Source organism: Streptomyces sp. NPDC001668, assembly GCF_042893155.1.
In the GTDB taxonomy this organism is placed as follows: domain Bacteria; phylum Actinomycetota; class Actinomycetes; order Streptomycetales; family Streptomycetaceae; genus Streptomyces.
Window position 1 is genome coordinate 20,693 of record NZ_JBIAUQ010000022.1, and the last position, 15,898, is coordinate 36,590.

At 71.9% G+C, this 15,898-nt stretch carries 14 protein-coding genes; 10 read left to right on the forward strand and 4 right to left on the reverse strand.

From position 1 onward, the window contains the following. Nucleotides 1-484: 484 nt before the first annotated feature. Nucleotides 485-1,675, reverse strand: a complete 1,191-nt coding sequence (locus tag ACFYZ8_RS41485) for a zinc-dependent alcohol dehydrogenase (protein WP_388532303.1) — start codon at nucleotides 1,673-1,675, stop codon at nucleotides 485-487. Nucleotides 1,676-1,880: 205 nt separating this feature from the next. Between ACFYZ8_RS41485 and ACFYZ8_RS41490 the strand changes: the two genes are divergently transcribed. Beyond that, on the forward strand, nucleotides 1,881-2,897 hold the full coding sequence (locus ACFYZ8_RS41490; protein ID WP_389050817.1) for a DUF3048 domain-containing protein: 1,017 nt from the start codon (nucleotides 1,881-1,883) through the stop codon (nucleotides 2,895-2,897). Here ACFYZ8_RS41490 and ACFYZ8_RS41495 read toward each other — a convergent pair whose 3' ends face one another. Continuing rightward, nucleotides 2,898-3,362, reverse strand: coding sequence for a MarR family transcriptional regulator (locus ACFYZ8_RS41495; protein WP_359029841.1), 465 nt, complete (start codon nucleotides 3,360-3,362; stop codon nucleotides 2,898-2,900). It lies immediately after the preceding gene. 150 nt (nucleotides 3,363-3,512) lie between these two features. Here ACFYZ8_RS41495 and ACFYZ8_RS41500 point away from each other — a divergent pair, with 150 nt between their 5' ends. The 8 genes from ACFYZ8_RS41500 to ACFYZ8_RS41535 are packed head-to-tail and all read left to right on the forward strand — an operon-like array spanning nucleotide 3,513 to nucleotide 10,850. Then, nucleotides 3,513-4,295, forward strand: coding sequence for a CoA transferase subunit A (locus ACFYZ8_RS41500; protein ID WP_388532299.1), 783 nt, complete (start codon nucleotides 3,513-3,515; stop codon nucleotides 4,293-4,295). Next, complete coding sequence (locus tag ACFYZ8_RS41505; RefSeq protein ID WP_388532297.1) at nucleotides 4,295-4,939, forward strand: CoA transferase subunit B; 645 nt, start codon at nucleotides 4,295-4,297, stop codon at nucleotides 4,937-4,939. Before ACFYZ8_RS41500 ends, ACFYZ8_RS41505 begins: the two co-directional genes overlap by 1 nt. Further along, on the forward strand, nucleotides 4,936-6,138 hold the full coding sequence (locus ACFYZ8_RS41510) for a thiolase family protein (RefSeq protein ID WP_388532295.1): 1,203 nt from the start codon (nucleotides 4,936-4,938) through the stop codon (nucleotides 6,136-6,138). The genes ACFYZ8_RS41505 and ACFYZ8_RS41510 overlap by 4 nt, the downstream gene beginning before the upstream one ends. A gap of 18 nt (nucleotides 6,139-6,156) precedes the next feature. Further along, entirely contained in the window at nucleotides 6,157-6,930 is a 774-nt protein-coding gene (pcaH, locus tag ACFYZ8_RS41515) for a protocatechuate 3,4-dioxygenase subunit beta (RefSeq protein ID WP_388532293.1), read from the forward strand. Nucleotides 6,931-6,936: 6 nt separating this feature from the next. Then, nucleotides 6,937-7,542 carry a protocatechuate 3,4-dioxygenase subunit alpha gene (pcaG, locus tag ACFYZ8_RS41520; RefSeq protein WP_388532291.1) on the forward strand — a complete coding sequence of 202 codons (606 nt, stop codon included), beginning with the start codon at nucleotides 6,937-6,939 and terminating at the stop codon, nucleotides 7,540-7,542. Further along, nucleotides 7,539-8,882, forward strand: coding sequence for a 3-carboxy-cis,cis-muconate cycloisomerase (gene pcaB / locus ACFYZ8_RS41525; RefSeq protein WP_388532289.1), 1,344 nt, complete (start codon nucleotides 7,539-7,541; stop codon nucleotides 8,880-8,882). The genes pcaG and pcaB overlap by 4 nt, the downstream gene beginning before the upstream one ends. Then, complete coding sequence (gene pcaD, locus ACFYZ8_RS41530) at nucleotides 8,879-10,009, forward strand: 3-oxoadipate enol-lactonase (protein WP_388532288.1); 1,131 nt, start codon at nucleotides 8,879-8,881, stop codon at nucleotides 10,007-10,009. Before pcaB ends, pcaD begins: the two co-directional genes overlap by 4 nt. Before the next feature lie 49 nt (nucleotides 10,010-10,058). Next, the gene (locus ACFYZ8_RS41535; RefSeq protein ID WP_388532286.1) at nucleotides 10,059-10,850 is read left to right on the forward strand and encodes an SDR family NAD(P)-dependent oxidoreductase; all 792 of its coding nucleotides are present in this window, start codon (nucleotides 10,059-10,061) and stop codon (nucleotides 10,848-10,850) included. Between the two features lie 49 nt (nucleotides 10,851-10,899). On the opposite strand, the gene ACFYZ8_RS41540 is transcribed toward ACFYZ8_RS41535, so the two are convergent. Next, nucleotides 10,900-13,569, reverse strand: a complete 2,670-nt coding sequence (locus ACFYZ8_RS41540) for an ATP-binding protein (RefSeq protein WP_388532284.1) — start codon at nucleotides 13,567-13,569, stop codon at nucleotides 10,900-10,902. A gap of 387 nt (nucleotides 13,570-13,956) precedes the next feature. Between ACFYZ8_RS41540 and ACFYZ8_RS41545 the strand changes: the two genes are divergently transcribed. After that, entirely contained in the window at nucleotides 13,957-14,955 is a 999-nt protein-coding gene (locus ACFYZ8_RS41545; protein WP_388532282.1) for a DUF2510 domain-containing protein, read from the forward strand. Nucleotides 14,956-15,105: 150 nt separating this feature from the next. Here ACFYZ8_RS41545 and ACFYZ8_RS41550 read toward each other — a convergent pair whose 3' ends face one another. Next, nucleotides 15,106-15,720: a TetR/AcrR family transcriptional regulator gene (locus ACFYZ8_RS41550; RefSeq protein ID WP_388532280.1), complete on the reverse strand. Its 615-nt coding sequence runs from the start codon at nucleotides 15,718-15,720 to the stop codon at nucleotides 15,106-15,108. Between the last annotated feature and the right edge of the window lie 178 nt (nucleotides 15,721-15,898).

Genomic DNA, 15,898 nt, shown 5'->3' on the forward strand with positions numbered 1-15,898 from the left:
GCACCAACCAAGCCCGCGACCGGGAGCGCATCAGTCAGACCCGTCCTGCGGTGAGCGCATCAGCCCGACCCGCCCAGCCAGAACCACGCCAGCGAACGCGCCGCGGTCGCGACCACACCCAGCCGAGCACCCAGAACCGAAGCAGCACCAACCAAGCCCGCGACCGGGAGCGCATCAGTCAGACCCGTCCTGCGGTGAGCGCATCAGCCCGACCCGCCCAGCCAGAACCACGCCAGCGAACCCGCCACGGTCGCCACCGCACCAGCCGAGCACCCAGAACCGAAGCAGCACCAGTCAAGCGCGCGGCCAGGAGCGGATCAGCCGGACCCGTGCGGTCGCGGGCCGCCCCGGTCGAGCCCCACCGGAGTCAGAACCGCACCAGTCGGACCCGCACACCCGGAGGAACCGCACCGACCGAGTCCGCGGGACCGCACCGGCTCCAGCCAAGCCCGCAGTCAGGACAGCACCCGCCGACCCCGCCGGGTCAGGGCCGCATCAGCACCTTGACCGCGCCCTCCTGCTTCTTCTGGAACATCTCGTACGCGTGCGGGGCGTCCGACAGCGGTACGTGATGGGTCGCGAAGTCGTCGACGCCGAGCGGGTCCTCGTCGGTCAGATACGGGATGATCTCGTCGCTCCAGCGCCGCACGTTGGCCTGGCCCATCCGGATCTGGATCTGCTTGTCGAACATGGTGAGCATGGGCAGCGGGTCGGCCATGCCGCCGTAGACGCCGGTGAGGGAGAGCGTGCCGCCGCGGCGGACCAGTTCGATCGCGGTGTGCAGAGCGGCGAGCCGGTCGATGCTGAAGCGTTCGGCGAACGGTCCGCCGATCTTCCTGGGCAGCAGCGCCGAGGCGTTCTGGGCCAGGCGGGCGGCCGCGCTGCCGTGGGCCTCGGTGCCGACGGCGTCGATCACGGCGTCCGGGCCGCGCCCGTCGGTCTCGTCGCGGATCGCCTGGACGAGTTCCTTCTCGCTGTCGAAGCTCCTGAGGTTGTACGTCTCCACGCCCCGCGTGCGGGCCCGGCGCAGCCGTTCGGTCACCAGGTCGACGCCGAAGACCCGCCCGGCGCCGCGCACCTGCGCGACCCGGCAGGCCATGTCGCCGATGGGCCCGAGTCCGAGCACGGCGACACTGCCGCCCTCGGGGACGTCCGCGTAGGCGACGGCCTGCCAGGCGGTGGGCAGCACGTCGGAGAGGTACACGAAGCGGTCGTCCGGCGGGCCCTCGGGAACCTTGATGGGTCCGTACTGGGCCTGCGGGACACGCAGGTACTCGGCCTGGGCGCCCGGTACGGCGCCGTAGAGGCGGGTGTAGCCGAACAGGGCGGCGCCCATGCCCTCGCTGGTGACCTGGGTGGTCTCGCACTGGGTCGGCAGCCCGGTCATGCACATCCAGCAGTTGCCGCAGGCGATCTGGAAGGGCACGACGACACGGTCGCCCACCGAGAGGTCCGGCACCCCGGCGCCGACTTCCTCGACGATGCCCATGGGTTCATGGCCGAGGATGTCGCCCGGTGTCATGAACGGAGTCAGTACCTCGTAGAGGTGCAGGTCGGAGCCGCACAATCCGCTCGACGTGATCCGGATGACGGCATCCGTCGGTTCCTGGATCTTCGGATCGGGCACCTCCTCCACCCGTACGTCCCGCTTGCCCTGCCAGGTCACAGCCTTCATCGCCCGGCACTCCCTCCGTCACGTCGCGTGTCGGTCCTCGGGTAGGACGCCCCGGGTACCCGGCGGGCCCGCACCGAACCGGCGATCCAGGGCCGATCGGCGTACTCGACGCGACTAATCAGAAACAGACGGGTATGGCCACCAATGAACTTATAAGCGCACAATCAAAGACACGAGTCGGGCGGGCATGGTGGGCATGGTGGGTATGGCGGGCAGGGAACACAGGGCGCGGACGCGACGCGCCCGTACGGCGGCGGCACTGCTGACCGCCACGGGCCTCTTCGCCGCGGGTTGCACGGGGCACGGCGGCCCCCGCGTCCCGGCCGACGACGGACGCGGACAGTTCCGCACGGCGCAGCCGAGCGCCTCGCAACCGAACACACCGGAACCCAGTGAAGAGGCGGATCATCCCTCTCCGCTCGCGGTGAAGATCGACAACGTGCGTCCGGCGCGGCCGCAGACCGGTATCGACTCCGCGGACATCGTCTACGCCGAGCAGGTCGAGGGCGGACTCAGCCGCCTGATGGCGGTGTTCGCGACGAAGCTGCCGAAGGCCGTCGGCCCTGTGCGCAGCGCCCGGGAGTCGGACCTGGAGCTGCTGCGGCAGTTCGACGACCCGACGCTCGCCTTCTCGGGCGCCCAGGGCAAGCTGATGCCCCTGATCAACAGGGCGCCGTTGGACGCCCGGACCCCCGAGGAAGCGTCCGGCGCCTACTTCCGCGGCAGCGACAATGCCGCCCCGCACAACCTCTACCTGCGGCCGAAGCGCCTGGTGCCCGTCCCACCGGGCGCGGCCGCGCTGACGACCGGCTTCCGGTACGGCCCCGCACCGGCCGGCGGCACCGAGGACACCTCGGAGACGGTCCGCTACCCGGCCGCCCGTTTCACCTTCACCTGGTCGAAGAGCCGGGAGCGCTGGCTGGTCTCCATGGACGGCACGCCCGATGTGACGGCCGACGGCAAGCGGCTGGCCCCGGCCACGGTCGTGGTGCAGTACGTGAAGATCCGCAAGTCCGCCTACCACGACTTCCTCGGCAACAACACGCCGTACACGGTCACGGTCGGCTCGGGGAAGGCGAAGGTGCTGCGCGACGGCCGCGCCTACGACGTCAACTGGAAGCGGGCGAAGGCCACGGACGGCACGGAGTTCACCACCGAGGACGGCTCTCCGGTCAACTTCGCGAAGGGCCAGGTGTGGGTCGTCTTCGTGAAGGCGTCCTGATCAGCCCTGGGTGACGAGAGGCTCGGCGGGATTGCGGAGCCCCTCCGCCGCGTCCGCGACCCGGCGGATCAGCTCGAAGAACTGGCCCTGCTCCTCGGCGGAGAGCGGGGCCAGGAAGACCTGGTTCATCCGGGCGGTGCGCACGGTCAGCTTGCGGTGGGTGCGCACCCCGTCGTCGGTCAGGCGCAGCAGGAAGCGGCGGCCGTCCTGGGGGTCGCGGACCTTGTCGAGCAGTCCGCGCCGGCCGAGCCTGCTGATGACCTCGGCGATGGTGGACCGGTCGAGTCCCACCCGCTCCCCCACCGTGCGCTGGTCGAGCCCCGGCTCGGCGACGAGGGCGTTCAGGACCGCGAACTGGGGCGAGGTGATCTCCTCGGAGACCATGGTGTTCCACAGCAGGTAGTGCGCCTGCTGGAGCCGCCGGGCGAGGTGCCCGGGGTGGGTGGTGAGGTCCACCGCGGCCATGTGCGCTCCCGAGTCAGGTGGGCGGGTGTTTTTTGGTTGGTGCACTGAAGACTAGTGAGCCTTGACGCCAGGCTGCCACAGTGGCAGCTTAAGAGAAACCTCGCTGAAATACTCAGTGCACTGAGCACTTGGAGAGATGGGGCTACGCGGATGGACAAGGTGGTCGCCACAGCCGCCGAGGCGGTGGCCGATGTGCCGGAGGGCGCGTCGCTCGCGGTGGGCGGTTTCGGCCTGAGCGGTGTGCCGAACGTGCTCATCCAGGCCCTGTACGAGCAGGGCACCAGCTCCCTGTCGGTGGTCTCCAACAACTGCGGGGCGATGGAGTCGGGCCTCGCGGTCCTGCTCGCGGCCGGGCGGATCGCCCGGGTGACCGGCTCCTACATCGGCGCCAACAAGGAGTTCGCCCGCCAGTACCTGGCCGGTGAGCTGGAGGTCGAGATGATCCCTCAGGGCACGCTCGCCGAGCGGCTGCGGGCGGGCGGTGCCGGTATCCCCGCGTTCTTCACCCCGGCCGGCGTGGGCACCCAGGTCGCCGACGGCGGACTCCCCTGGCGCTACGACGGCCAGGGCGGGGTCGCTCTCGCCTCACCGCCGAAGGAGGTGCGGGAGTTCGACGGCACGGAGTACGTGCTGGAGCACGGCATCCGCACCGACTTCGCGCTGGTCAGGGCGGCGAAGGGCGACCGGCACGGCAACCTGGTCTTCAACAGGTCGACCCGGAACTTCAACCCCCTCGCGGCCATGGCGGGCAGGGTCACCATCGCCGAGGTGGAGGAGCTGGTGGAGCCCGGTGAGATCGATCCGGACGCGGTGCACCTCCCGGGGATCTTCGTGCAGCGGGTCGTCGCGCTGACCCCGGAGCAGGCGGCGGACAAGCGGATCGAGCAGCGGACGGTCTCCGCGGCTCCGGCACGGGACACGGTGGGCGACTGATGGCCTGGACACGGGAACAGATGGCCGCGCGGGCGGCACGCGAGCTGCAGGACGGTCAGTACGTCAACCTCGGCATCGGCCTGCCGACGCTGATCCCCAACTACCTCCCCGAGGACGTCGAGGTGATCCTCGAGTCCGAGAACGGCATCCTGGGCACCGGCCCCTACCCCACCGAGGACCAGGTCGACCCCGATCTGATCAACGCGGGCAAGGAGACCGTCACCGTGCTGCCGGGGGCGTCCTTCTTCGACTCGGCGCTGTCCTTCGGGATGATCCGGGGCGGCCACATCGACGTGGCCGTACTGGGCGCCATGCAGGTGTCCGAGGCCGGCGACCTGGCCAACTGGGCCATCCCCGGCAAGCTGATCACCGGGATCGGCGGGGCGATGGACCTGGTCCACGGCGCCCGGACGGTCATCGTGGTGATGACGCACACCGCCAAGGACGGCTCCCCGAAGATCCTCACCGAGTGCGCGCTGCCGCTGACCGGCAAGGCGTGCGTCAACCGGATCATCACGGACCTCGGCGTCCTGGACGTCACCGAGGACGGACTGGTGCTCGTCGAGACGGCGCCCGGGGTGAGTGTCGAGGAGATCACCGCCAAGACCGACGCCAAGCTGACCGTCACGGAGGGCCTCAAGTGAAGAACGTCTACATCGTCGACGCGGTCCGCACCCCGGTCGGCCGCTACAACGGCGGTCTCGCCCCGGTGCGCCCGGACGACCTGGGCGCCCACGCGATCCGTGAACTCCTCATCCGTACGCCCGACTTGGACCCGTCCCGGATCGAGGACGTCTACTTCGGCAACGCCAACGGCGCGGGCGAGGAGAACCGCAACGTCGGCCGCATGGCCGCGCTGCTCGCCGGCCTTCCGACGTCCGTGCCGGGCGTGACCGTCAACCGGCTGTGCGCGTCTGGTCTGGAGGCGGTGATCCAGGCGGCCCGGGCGATCGCCCTCGGGGACGCCTCCATCGCCGTGGCCGGTGGCGTGGAGTCGATGACCCGGGCGCCGTACGTGCTGCCCAAGTCCGACAAGCCGTTCCCGGCCGGACACGCCGAGCTGTACTCGACCACGCTGGGCTGGCGCATGGTCAACCCGCGGATGGAACCGCAGTGGACCGTTCCGCTGGGCGAGTCGGCGGAACTGATCGCGGAGAAGCACAAGATCACGCGTGAGCAGCAGGACGAGTTCGCGCTGCACAGCCATGAGAAGGCGGCCAAGGCGCAGACCGAGGGTCTCTTCGACGCCGAGCTCGCCCCCGTCACCATCCCGCAGCGCAAGGGCGAGCCGGTCGTCTTCGCCGCCGACGAGTGCGTACGGCCGGACGCGTCCCTGGAGGCGATGGCCAAGCTGAAGCCGTCGTTCCGCAAGGAGGGCGGCACGGTCACCGCGGGCAACGCCTCCCCCTTGAACGACGGTGCCGCGGCACTGCTGCTCGTCGACGACGAGGGTCTCGCGGCGACCGGTCGCGAGCCGCTGGCCCGGGTCTCCGCCACCGGGGTCAACGCGCTGGACCCGCACTACTTCGGCCTCGCCCCCGTGGAGGCCGTCAACCGGGCGCTCGCCAAGGCGGGCAAGGGATTCGACGATCTGTCGGTGCTGGAGCTGAACGAGGCGTTCGCCGCGCAGGTGCTGGGATGCGTGGCCGAGTGGCCCGAGTTCGACCCGGCGGTCCTCAACCCGCAGGGCGGAGCGATCGCCCTCGGTCACCCGCTCGGTGCCTCCGGCGCGCGGCTGGCCGGCACGGTCGCCCACCAGCTCGCCCGCAAGGGCAGCGGAGTCGGTGTCGCCACCCTGTGCATCGGCGTCGGCCAGGGCCTCGCTCTCGTCCTCGAACGTTAACGAAAAGCAGGAATTCCCATGACTCTCACCCAGCACGACATCGACCAGGAAATCGCCGCCGAGCACGCCGCCTACGAGAAGCGGCTCGCCGACGGCGGCCCCGTCGAGCACCAGCCGCGGCGCGACTACGCGCCCTACCGTTCCTCGGTGCTGCGGCACCCGAAGCAGCCGCCGATCGGCATCGACGTGTCCAAGGACCCGGAGTTGGTCGAGCTGCACTCGCCCGCCTTCGGGGAGCGGGACATCACCGAGATCGACAACGACCTGACCCGGCAGCACAACGGGGAGCCCATCGGTGAGCGGATCACCGTGGAGGGACGGCTCCTGGACCGCAACGGCCGTCCGCTGCGCGGGCAGTTGGTCGAGATCTGGCAGGCGAACTCGGCCGGGCGCTACGCCCACCAGCGCGAGCAGCACGATGCCCCGCTGGACCCGAACTTCACCGGCGTCGGCCGCACCCTGACCGACGACAGCGGCTTCTACCGCTTCACCACCGTCCAGCCGGGCCCCTACCCGTGGCGCCAGCACCTCAACGCGTGGCGGCCGGCCCACATCCACTTCTCGATCTTCGGCACGGCGTTCACCCAGCGGCTCGTGACGCAGATGTACTTCCCGAGCGACCCGCTGTTCCCCTACGACCCGATCATCCAGTCGGTCACGGACGACTCGGCCCGTCAGCGGCTCGTCGCCACCTACGACCACAGTCTGTCCGTGCCGGAGTTCTCGATGGGCTACCACTGGGACATCGTGCTTGACGGACCGCAGGCCACCTGGATCGAAGAAGGACGCTGACCAGCCATGACGAAGATCGACACCAGCCGTCCGGAGACCGTGCTGCCGACCCCGTCGCACACGGTCGGCCCCTTCTACGGCCACGCCCTGCCCTTCCCCGGCGGCGGCGACATCGCGCCCGTCGGCCACCCGGACACCCTCACCCTCCAGGGCTACATCACCGACGGCGAGGGCGACCCGCTGCCCGACGCCTTCGTGGAGCTGTGGGGCGCCGACCCCGACGGCAACATCCCCCAGGTCGACGGTTCGATCCGGCGCGACCCCGCCAGCGGCGGCTACCTGGGCCGCAACGGCGTGGAGTTCACCGGCTGGGGCCGTATCCAGACCGACGCCAACGGCCACTGGAGCGCGCGGACGCTGCGGCCGGGCGCGCGGGGGCAGAGCGCGCCGTACATCAGCGTGTGCGTCTTCGCGCGCGGTCTGCTGGTGCACCTGTACACCCGGATCTACCTGCCGGACGACGAGGCTGCTCTGACCGCCGACCCGCTGCTGGCCCGGGTACCGGCCGAGCGGCGCGACACGCTGATCGCACGTCGGCAGGGCGATGGCACCTACCGTTTCGACATCCGCCTTCAGGGCGAAGGCGAAACGGTCTTCCTGGAGTTCCAGTGACTTCTCCCGATCCGGACACCGGCCCGGACACCGGTCTGCTCGCCCCCGGGTGGGCGGGCTCCCCCGCCGCCTCCGCGACCTCCGACGGCGCCTACCTCCAGGCGCTGCTGGACGCGGAGGCCGCGCTGACCCGGGCGCAGGCCCGTCTGGGGCTCGCCCCGGACGCGGCGGCCGACGCGGTGACCGAGGCGGCCCACGCGGACCGCTTCGACGTACGGTCCCTCGCCGAGCGGGCACGCGCCGGCGGCAACCCCGTCATCCCTCTGGTCGCCGATCTCACCAAGGCGGTCGGCGAGGAGTACGGCCCGTATGTGCACCGGGGCGCGACCAGCCAGGACATCCTGGACTCGGCGACGATGCTGGTGGCGGGCCGCACCCTGGACCTCGTGCTGACCGACCTCCACCGCGTCCAGCTCGCACTGTCCCGGCTGGCCTCCGAGCACCGGGACACCGCGATGCCGGGACGGACGCTGACCCAGCACGCCGTACCGACGACGTTCGGGCTGAAGGCGGCCGGGTGGCGTTCGCTGGTCCTGGACGCGCGGGACCGGGTCGCCGTCGTACGCAGCTCTCTGCCGGTCCAACTGGGCGGCGCCGCTGGGACCTTGGCGGCCTTCACGGTGTACGGCGCCGAGGACGCCCCGGCCCTCACGGCAGCGTTCGCAGCCGAGCTCGGACTCGGCGCGCCGGTGCTCCCCTGGCACACCCTGCGCGCCCCGGTCGCCGATCTCGCCGGATGCCTGGCGTTCACGGCCGGAGCACTGGGCAAGATCGCCGCGGACGTCCTCGTCCTCGGCCGTACCGAGATCGCCGAGGTCACGGAGGGCAGCGGGGGCGGCTCCTCCGCCATGCCGCACAAGGCGAACCCCGTCCGCTCGACGCTGATCGCGGCCGCGGCCCGGCGCGCGCCCCAGCTCGCGGCCACACTGTTCGGCTCGATGGCCGCGGAGGACGAGCGGCCGGCCGGAGCCTGGCACGCGGAGTGGGAGCCGCTCAGGGATCTGCTGCGACTGGCCGGCGGCGCCGCCCGGGACGCGGTCGCACTGACCGAAGGGCTGAGGGTGAACGCGGCCACCATGCGTGAACACCTGGATCTCACCCACGGGTTGATCGTCTCCGAGCGGCTCTCCGCCGAGCTGGCACCCGTGCTGGGTCGCTCCCGCGCGAAGCAGCTGCTCACGGACCTCGCGAGGCGGACGTACACCGAAGGGCTCTCGCTCGGCGAACTCCTCGCCCAAGAGCCCGACTTGAAGGACGTCGACCTCGACGAGCACACCGACCCCGCCCGCTACACCGGCTCCGCCGGAGCCCTCACCGACCGTGCCCTGGAGCGACGTTGACCGAGAAACTCCTCAACCACCGTGCCGAGGGGCCCGCTTCCGCTCCCCCGCTGCTCCTCGGACCCTCGCTCGGGACCTCGTACGCCCTGTGGGACCAGGTGGCGCCCGAGCTGTCCATCAGCCACCGGGTGATCCGCTGGGACCTGCCCGGGCACGGCGGTTCGGCGGCGGGCCTGATCGGTGCCGGGGCCACCGTGGGTGACCTGGCCGACCTGGTGCTCGCGCTCGCCGACTCCCTCGGCGTCGAGCGGTTCGCGTACGCGGGGGTCTCGCTCGGCGGTGCGGTCGGTCTGCATCTGGCCGTGCATCACCCCGAACGCGTCTCGTCGCTTGCGGTGATCTGCTCCTCGGCCCACTTCAACGGCAGCAAACCGTGGGAGGAACGGGCCGAGCGGGTCCGCCGGGAGGGCATGGGGTGGCTGCTGGAGAGCGCGAACTCCCGTTGGTTCGCGGGGGACTTCACCGTGCCGGAGCTCGTACGGGACCACGCCGAGGCCGATCCGGAGGCGTACGCGGCCTGCTGTGACGCCCTCGCCTCCTACGACCTGCGCGATGGACTGGCCGCGATCTCCGCGCCGACCCTGCTGATCGCCGGCCGCCAGGACCCGGCGACCCCGCCGCCCCATCTGCGGGAGATCGCCGACGCGGTGCCGCGCGCCACGCTCGTCGAACTCCCCGGGGCCTCGCACCTGGCCCCCGCACAGTGCCCGGAAGCCGTCCTCACCGCCCTGCGCGCACATCTCGACGGGGGCGCCGGGCGGGGCATGGAGGTGCGGCGCGAGGTGCTCGGGGATGCGCACGTGGACCGGGCACAGGCCCGGCAGACGCCGTTCACCGCGCGCTTCCAGGACTTCATCTCGCGCTACGCGTGGGGCGAGATCTGGACCGACCCCACGCTCAGCCGCCGCGAGCGCAGCATGATCACGCTGACGGCCCTGGTCGCGCACGGCCACTACGACGAGCTGGCCATGCATGTGCGGGCGGCGCGGCGCAACGGCCTCACGCCGGAGGAGATCGGGGCCGTACTGCTCCAGACAGCCGTGTACTGCGGGGTACCGGCGGCGAACTCGGCCTTCGCCACGGCCCAGCGAGTGCTGGCGGAGGAAGGGGACGCACCGGAAGGGTGACCCCGGCAGGGACAGGCGCGGGGTGGGGCGATGTGCCTACGGTGGGGGCATGTCGACCATCCTGATCACGGGTGCCACCTCCGGGCTCGGCCGCTATGTCGCCTTCGAACTGGTCCGCTCCGGCCACACCGTCCTCGCCCATGGCCGTGACCCGGGCCGTACCGGGAGTCTGGTGGAGGAGCTGCGGCTGGAGGGGGCGGCCGAGGGGTTCGTGGCCGACCTCGCCTCCCTGGCCGAGGTGCGCGAGCTGGGCGCGCGGGTCGCCGAGGCCCACCCCGAGCTCGACGTCCTGGTCAACAACGCGGGCGTGGGCGCGGGTTCGCCCGGATCCAGCCGTGAGGTGAGCGCGGACGGACATGAACTGCGGCTGGCGGTCAATTATTTGGCGCCGGTGGCCCTGACGCACGCCCTGCTTCCGGTGCTGCGCGCGAACGCACCCGCGCGGATCGTCAACGTCGGTTCGGTGGGCCAGGAGCCGATCGACTTCGACGACCCGGAGTTCACCCGCGGCTACGCCGGTTTCGCCGCGTACTGCCGCGCCAAGTTCGCCCTGGCGGCCCACACCTTCGCGCTGGCCGAGGAGTTGGCGGGAACGCAGGTCGCGGTCAACGTCCTGCACCCGGCGACCTTCATGGACACGGCCATGGTCCGCGAGGGCGGGGTGGCCCCGTGGTCGACGGTCGCGGACGGGGCCCCGGGTGTACTCGCGCTGGCCACACAAGACCTGGGGTCTGGAGGCTACTTCGACGGAACGAGGCTGGCGCGAGCACATGAGGGGACGTACGACAAGGAAGTACAGAAGCGTCTGCTGACCGTCACCGACCGACTGCTGGCGCCCTGAAGGGGCGCGGGGAACCGCGCGACCAGCCCCCACAGGCCCGCAGACCGGGTCACCGCAGCCCGCGCCCTGTCTCCAGTACCTCCCGGGCATGCGCCACCAGCCCATCCGCCCCGCATGATCGCGCCAGTGCCAGCCCCCGGTTCAACTCCGCCACGGACCGCGCGGCGATCCCGTACTCCACCCGGGCCGCCGCATGCTCGTACTGACAAGGCGACGCCTCCAGGTACGCCACCGCCTGCGCGGCGAGCCGTACCGCCCGCTGCCCGGTCTCCAGCGCGGCGGCACACCTGAGCGCCTCACCGATCGCCGTGTCCGTGCCCAGCCGCTCGGCGTGCCGCCGGAGCCGGGTGGCCAACTGGTTGGCCCGCACCGGGTCTTCGACCGCGAGCGCCCGGGCGAGGTCGACAGCCCACGGCACCAGCACGGGATTGTGGTGCCCCCGGACCTCCGCGGCCTTCTCCGCCGCGTCCAGTTCGTTGATCCCGTCCTTGGTCCGGCCCACGGCCAGCAGCAGGCGTCCCCGCACGGACCGGGGGTCGGGCAGCACGATCGTGGACGGGTACGGCGGCGCGAACCCGTACTGTTCGGCGATCGCCCACGCCTCCTCGACGTGCCCGCGCGCGAGCAGCGTGTCGACGAGGTTGCAGGTCGCCGACCAGTACAGCGGCAGCCCGCGCCCGACCCGCTCGGCGAGCCGCAGTGACTCGCGCAGGGAGGTCTCCGCCTCCCTCAGCCGGCCGCGCCGACGGTGGTTGAGGCCGACGTAGGCGTGGGCGAGCGCGAGGTGGCCGCCGCTCCAGCCGGCCGACTCGTAGGTGCGCAGGGCGTCGGTGTACAGGGCCTCGGCGCGGTCGAGCCGGTCCGTGAAGGCGTAGGCGCTGGCCAGCATCAGGGGCAGTTCGAGGCCCCACTCGGTGTCGGTCCAGCCGAGTCCGGGCGCGAGGCGGCCGTTGACGAGGGCGCGGTCGCACACCTCGGCGATCTCCTCGGCGCTCTCGCCACGGGCCATCGCGTCGAAGCCGCGCAGGATCAGCAGGGCGCGCTCGGAGTTGTCCCGGCCGGTGCAGATGGCGGCCAGGTCGGCGAGGCGCTCCGAGCGCCCCGGGGAGGTGGCCTCGCCGGGGTAGAGCCCCTCCCAGGTGTACTGCACGGCTTGGAGGCGGAGCCGGGCGGGGCCCTCGTCGTGCCGGGCGGCCTCCGCCTCGACCGTGCGGACCGCCTCCTCCAGCTGGTTGTTGTGCATGAGCGCCTGGGACAGGCGGATGACGGCGTCCACCCGGGCGGAGCCCTCCAGGCCGGGCATGGCGAGCGCGGTCTGGAGGTGGCCGATGGTCTTGGCGGGGGCGGTCAGGAGGGTGGCGCAGCCGAGTTCGAAGAGCACGCGCGCGTGGACCTCGGGTGTCGGGGGCTCCACCAGGGCGCGCTCCAGGCAGCGGCGGGCCGCGTCGGGGGCGCCGACGAGAAGGTGTTCGCGAGCGGCCTCGCGCAGCTGCTCCACGAGTTCCTCGTCGTCGTCCGGGTGGACCTTGAGCAGGTGCCGGGAGGCGGCCGCGGCGCCGAGCCCGGAGTCGGTGACGAGCTGGGCGGCGATGCCGTGCATGGCGGTGCGCAGGGCGTCGGGGATGGACTCGTAGACGGCGGTGGCGATCAGCGGGTGGACGAACTCCAGCTCGCCGTCCTCCGTCCCGGAGTCGGTGAGGATGCGGGCGTTGCGCAGCAGTTCGGCGCAGACCGCCGCCTTCTCCGGCTTCAGCGTCGCGAGTCGGGCCGCCAGGCCGACGGAGATGTCGGTGCCGAGGATCGCGGCCGCCCAGGCGAAGCGGGTGGCGTCGATGCCGAGTTCCTCCAGGCGGGCGACGAGTCCGCCGCCACGGGCCGAGCGGTTCAGCTCGCGCAGTTCGTTCGCCGAGGCCTCGCTGGGCTCCATCTCGCTGTCGCGGACCTTGGCGAGGAGTTCGACGGTCTCGTACGGGTTGCCGCCGGTGACGGCCCACACCTCGCGGCAGAAGGGGGCGTCGGCGTGCTCGCCCAGGGTGGCGCGGGTGAGCCCCGCGGTGGCGTCCGGGGTGAGGGCGCTGAGGTTGGTGACGGGGCGGCCCGCGGCGGAGGCCACGGTCTCCAGGAGGCCGGCGCTCTCGGTGGTGGCCTCGCCGGGGCGCCGGGCCACCACGACCAGGACGGACAGGTCGTCCAGGCGCTCGGCGAAGGCGGCGAGCCAGCGCAGGGTCTCCTGGTCGGCCCAGTGGGCGTCGTCGACCAGCAGCACCAGCGGCCAGTCCCGGCGGGCCAGCCGGCGCACCGCGGCGACCAGTCCGTCGCACACGCCCTGCGGGTCGGCCTGGCGCTCCCCCGGGTCCGCGATGCCGAGGGCGGGGCCCGCGATGTCGTACCAGTCGCCGAGGTACTCGCGGGCCTCCTCGGGCATCAGCGACAGGAGGGCGGGCTGGAGGAGTTGTCGTACGACGTTGAAGGGGACGGACCTGAGCGTCTCGCCGCCGCGGGCCGACCAGACGGTGCACCCGCGGGCCTCGGCGATACGGCGGGTCTCGGCCAGCAGGGCGGTCTTGCCGAAGCCCGCCTCGCCGCGGATCACCAGCAGACTGCCGGAGGACGCGCGGCCGGCGCACAGGGAGTCGATGGCCCTTTCGACGGCGGTGAGTTCCTCGTCGCGCTCCCACAGCGAGGCCGGGGCGGCCGCAATGGGCCGTACCTCCGTCATCCCGCTACCTCCCCAAGTCGCCCGAACGACGTACAGATCTCGAGCGTAGCCGTCCGGGTGCGGAAGCGGAGGGCGCTCGGGGTACCTGTTGCCTTGACGGGTGACCTGCGGTACACGCAGGCGACGCGCCCTGCCCGTGACCTGCCGTCGACAAACCTGACCATCGGTCAGTCGTGGGTCAGGGAGCGCCTGGAGGCGTGCCCCTCTTCACCACCGACAGTTCGGGGTGGTCGGTCACGGCGTACTCGGTTCGATCACCCCCGGCCGGCGGGAACGGCCGGTGCGGCTCGCACCGGAGGGACCGTCGGCGCCGTGCGGGGGCCTCGACCGGGAATCGGCCGAAGCCCCTCTCATCCCTCTTTCACCGAGGGCTCATACGGTGGGGGCATGACGCAGGAGACTCCCCCCGGGTGGTACCCCGATCCCGGGCAGACAAGTGACGGTCCCGCCTCCGAGCGCTGGTGGGACGGCAGGGCGTGGACGGAGCGGACCCGGCCCGCCGGATCGGCCGCCGCATGGGGTCCCCCGGAACAGGTCGCGAGCCCCGGGGACGCCGGGGTGTACCCGGCTTATCCGCCGTATCCCGCCCAGCCGCCCACGGGGTCGCGGCGCGGCCGTACGGGCATAGCCGTGGCGGTGGCCGTCGTGGTCCTGGCGAGCATAGGCGTGGGTGTGTACGCGCTGACCCACAGCGGCAACGGCAACGGCGACACCGCCAGCTCGCAGGGGCCGGGCCCCGGTGGCACGGGCGGTCAGGGCGGGCCGTTCGGCGGCGACGGAGGGCCCGGCGGCAACGGCGGCAGCGGGGGTTCCGGGGGCCCCTCGCCCTCCCCGCGGGGGTCCGAGGCGCCGAGGATCGAGAGCGGTGCGGTGACCGACTCGATCGACGGCATCAGCCTGCCCATCCCCGACGGCTGGTACGGCCAGGAGGTCCCGGCCGGCGCGTCCGTGACCTCGAACGACTCCTACCCCTGCCCCGGCGACACCACCAAGACGTGCACAAAGGGCGGTGCCTACTCGGCGCCCGCACTGGCACTGCGCACCAAGGGCAGCACGCCCGAGCAGATCGCCAAGGCCGACATCGCGGCGAACGCCGAGCAGTCCTACGGCGGCAAGACCTACGGTGCGATCACCTCGCACGACGTGCTCGAGTCCGAGGCCGTGACCGTGGCCGGGCAGAAGGGCTACCGGGTCCGCTGGCAGGCGGTCACCAGCAAGGGCTCCGACGGCTATGTCGAGTCCCTGGCGTTCCCGTCCCCGGCGAACCCGCGGCAGATCGTCGTGGTCCGCTTCGGTGTCGACGTCGCCGAGGGCCAGAGCGTGATCGACGACATCACCAAGGGGATCAAGGTCTCGACGGGCGGCGGCAGCGGCCAGGGCGTCTGACGGCCGGTCCCCGGACACCGGTCGGCCGGGTGGGGCGCCTCTCCGCTCAGGAGGAACCCCACCCGGCCGGGGGGTGCGCGCCGCCCCCGTCCCCACGGTGCGGCGCGATCAGGTCACCGTCCAGTCATCCCGTGGACGGCGGCCCGAATCTCAGGTCAGGCCGAGTGCCGGCAGTACGGCGGCCTCCACGAAGCGGACCATGTAGTCCGGGTCGGCGTACTCCCCGTCCACCACGCGGCGGGCGCGGACGACGCCGAACAACTGGACCGGGACGTACTCGAGGGCCGGGTTTCCGGTGGCGATCTCACCCCGGTCGACCCCACGTTGGAGAATGTGCCTCAGTGCGGCGATCTCCGGGTCGACCAACGCCTCACGCAGGGCCTGCGCGAGTTCCGCGTCCTGGGTGACGGCGTGGCCGAGCGCCTGGATCATCTTGGTCTCCTGCATCGACCACCGGCCCGCGGCACGAGCGGCCTCGCGCAGGTCCTCGGCGAGCGATCCGGTGTCGATGCCGTCGAACTTCGACGTGCGGCAGGAGCGCAGCGCGGCCACCACGAACTGGGGCTTGGTCTTCCACTGCCGGTACAGGGTGGACTTGCTGCAGCGGGTGCTGGCGGCGACGCCCTCCATGGTCACGGCTTCATATCCGCATTCGCGGATCTGTTCGAGCACGGCGTCGAAGAACTCCTGCTCACGCTCGGGCGTGATCTTGGAGCGGCGCGAGGCGGCGACCGTCTCCGGTCCGTCCGCGGCCTGCGACGTCATCGGCTCTCCCCTTCCCTCGCTCCGGCGGCCGGCCTGCTGCACCGGCGCCGCGTTTCATTCCCGGATTCCAGTGTGTCGTATGTCTATCGATACGCCAGTGTACCGGTACCCGACCGTATCGGTACACTGGCGTATCGGTACGATGTCGTACCGATGAGTTTCGGAATCCGGACGAGTC

Bases quoted from the DNA above. Each gene is read 5' to 3' on its own strand.
- ACFYZ8_RS41485 (WP_388532303.1), bottom strand. From the start codon at position 1,675: ATGAAGGCTGTGACCTGGCAGGGCAAGCGGGACGTACGGGTGGAGGAG.
- ACFYZ8_RS41490 (WP_389050817.1), top strand. From the start codon at position 1,881: ATGGCGGGCAGGGAACACAGGGCGCGGACGCGACGCGCCCGTACGGCG.
- ACFYZ8_RS41495 (WP_359029841.1), bottom strand. From the start codon at position 3,362: ATGGCCGCGGTGGACCTCACCACCCACCCCGGGCACCTCGCCCGGCGG.
- ACFYZ8_RS41500 (WP_388532299.1), top strand. From the start codon at position 3,513: ATGGACAAGGTGGTCGCCACAGCCGCCGAGGCGGTGGCCGATGTGCCG.
- ACFYZ8_RS41505 (WP_388532297.1), top strand. From the start codon at position 4,295: ATGGCCTGGACACGGGAACAGATGGCCGCGCGGGCGGCACGCGAGCTG.
- pcaH (WP_388532293.1), top strand. From the start codon at position 6,157: ATGACTCTCACCCAGCACGACATCGACCAGGAAATCGCCGCCGAGCAC.
- pcaG (WP_388532291.1), top strand. From the start codon at position 6,937: ATGACGAAGATCGACACCAGCCGTCCGGAGACCGTGCTGCCGACCCCG.
- ACFYZ8_RS41535 (WP_388532286.1), top strand. From the start codon at position 10,059: ATGTCGACCATCCTGATCACGGGTGCCACCTCCGGGCTCGGCCGCTAT.
- ACFYZ8_RS41540 (WP_388532284.1), bottom strand. From the start codon at position 13,569: ATGACGGAGGTACGGCCCATTGCGGCCGCCCCGGCCTCGCTGTGGGAG.
- ACFYZ8_RS41545 (WP_388532282.1), top strand. From the start codon at position 13,957: ATGACGCAGGAGACTCCCCCCGGGTGGTACCCCGATCCCGGGCAGACA.
- ACFYZ8_RS41550 (WP_388532280.1), bottom strand. From the start codon at position 15,720: ATGACGTCGCAGGCCGCGGACGGACCGGAGACGGTCGCCGCCTCGCGC.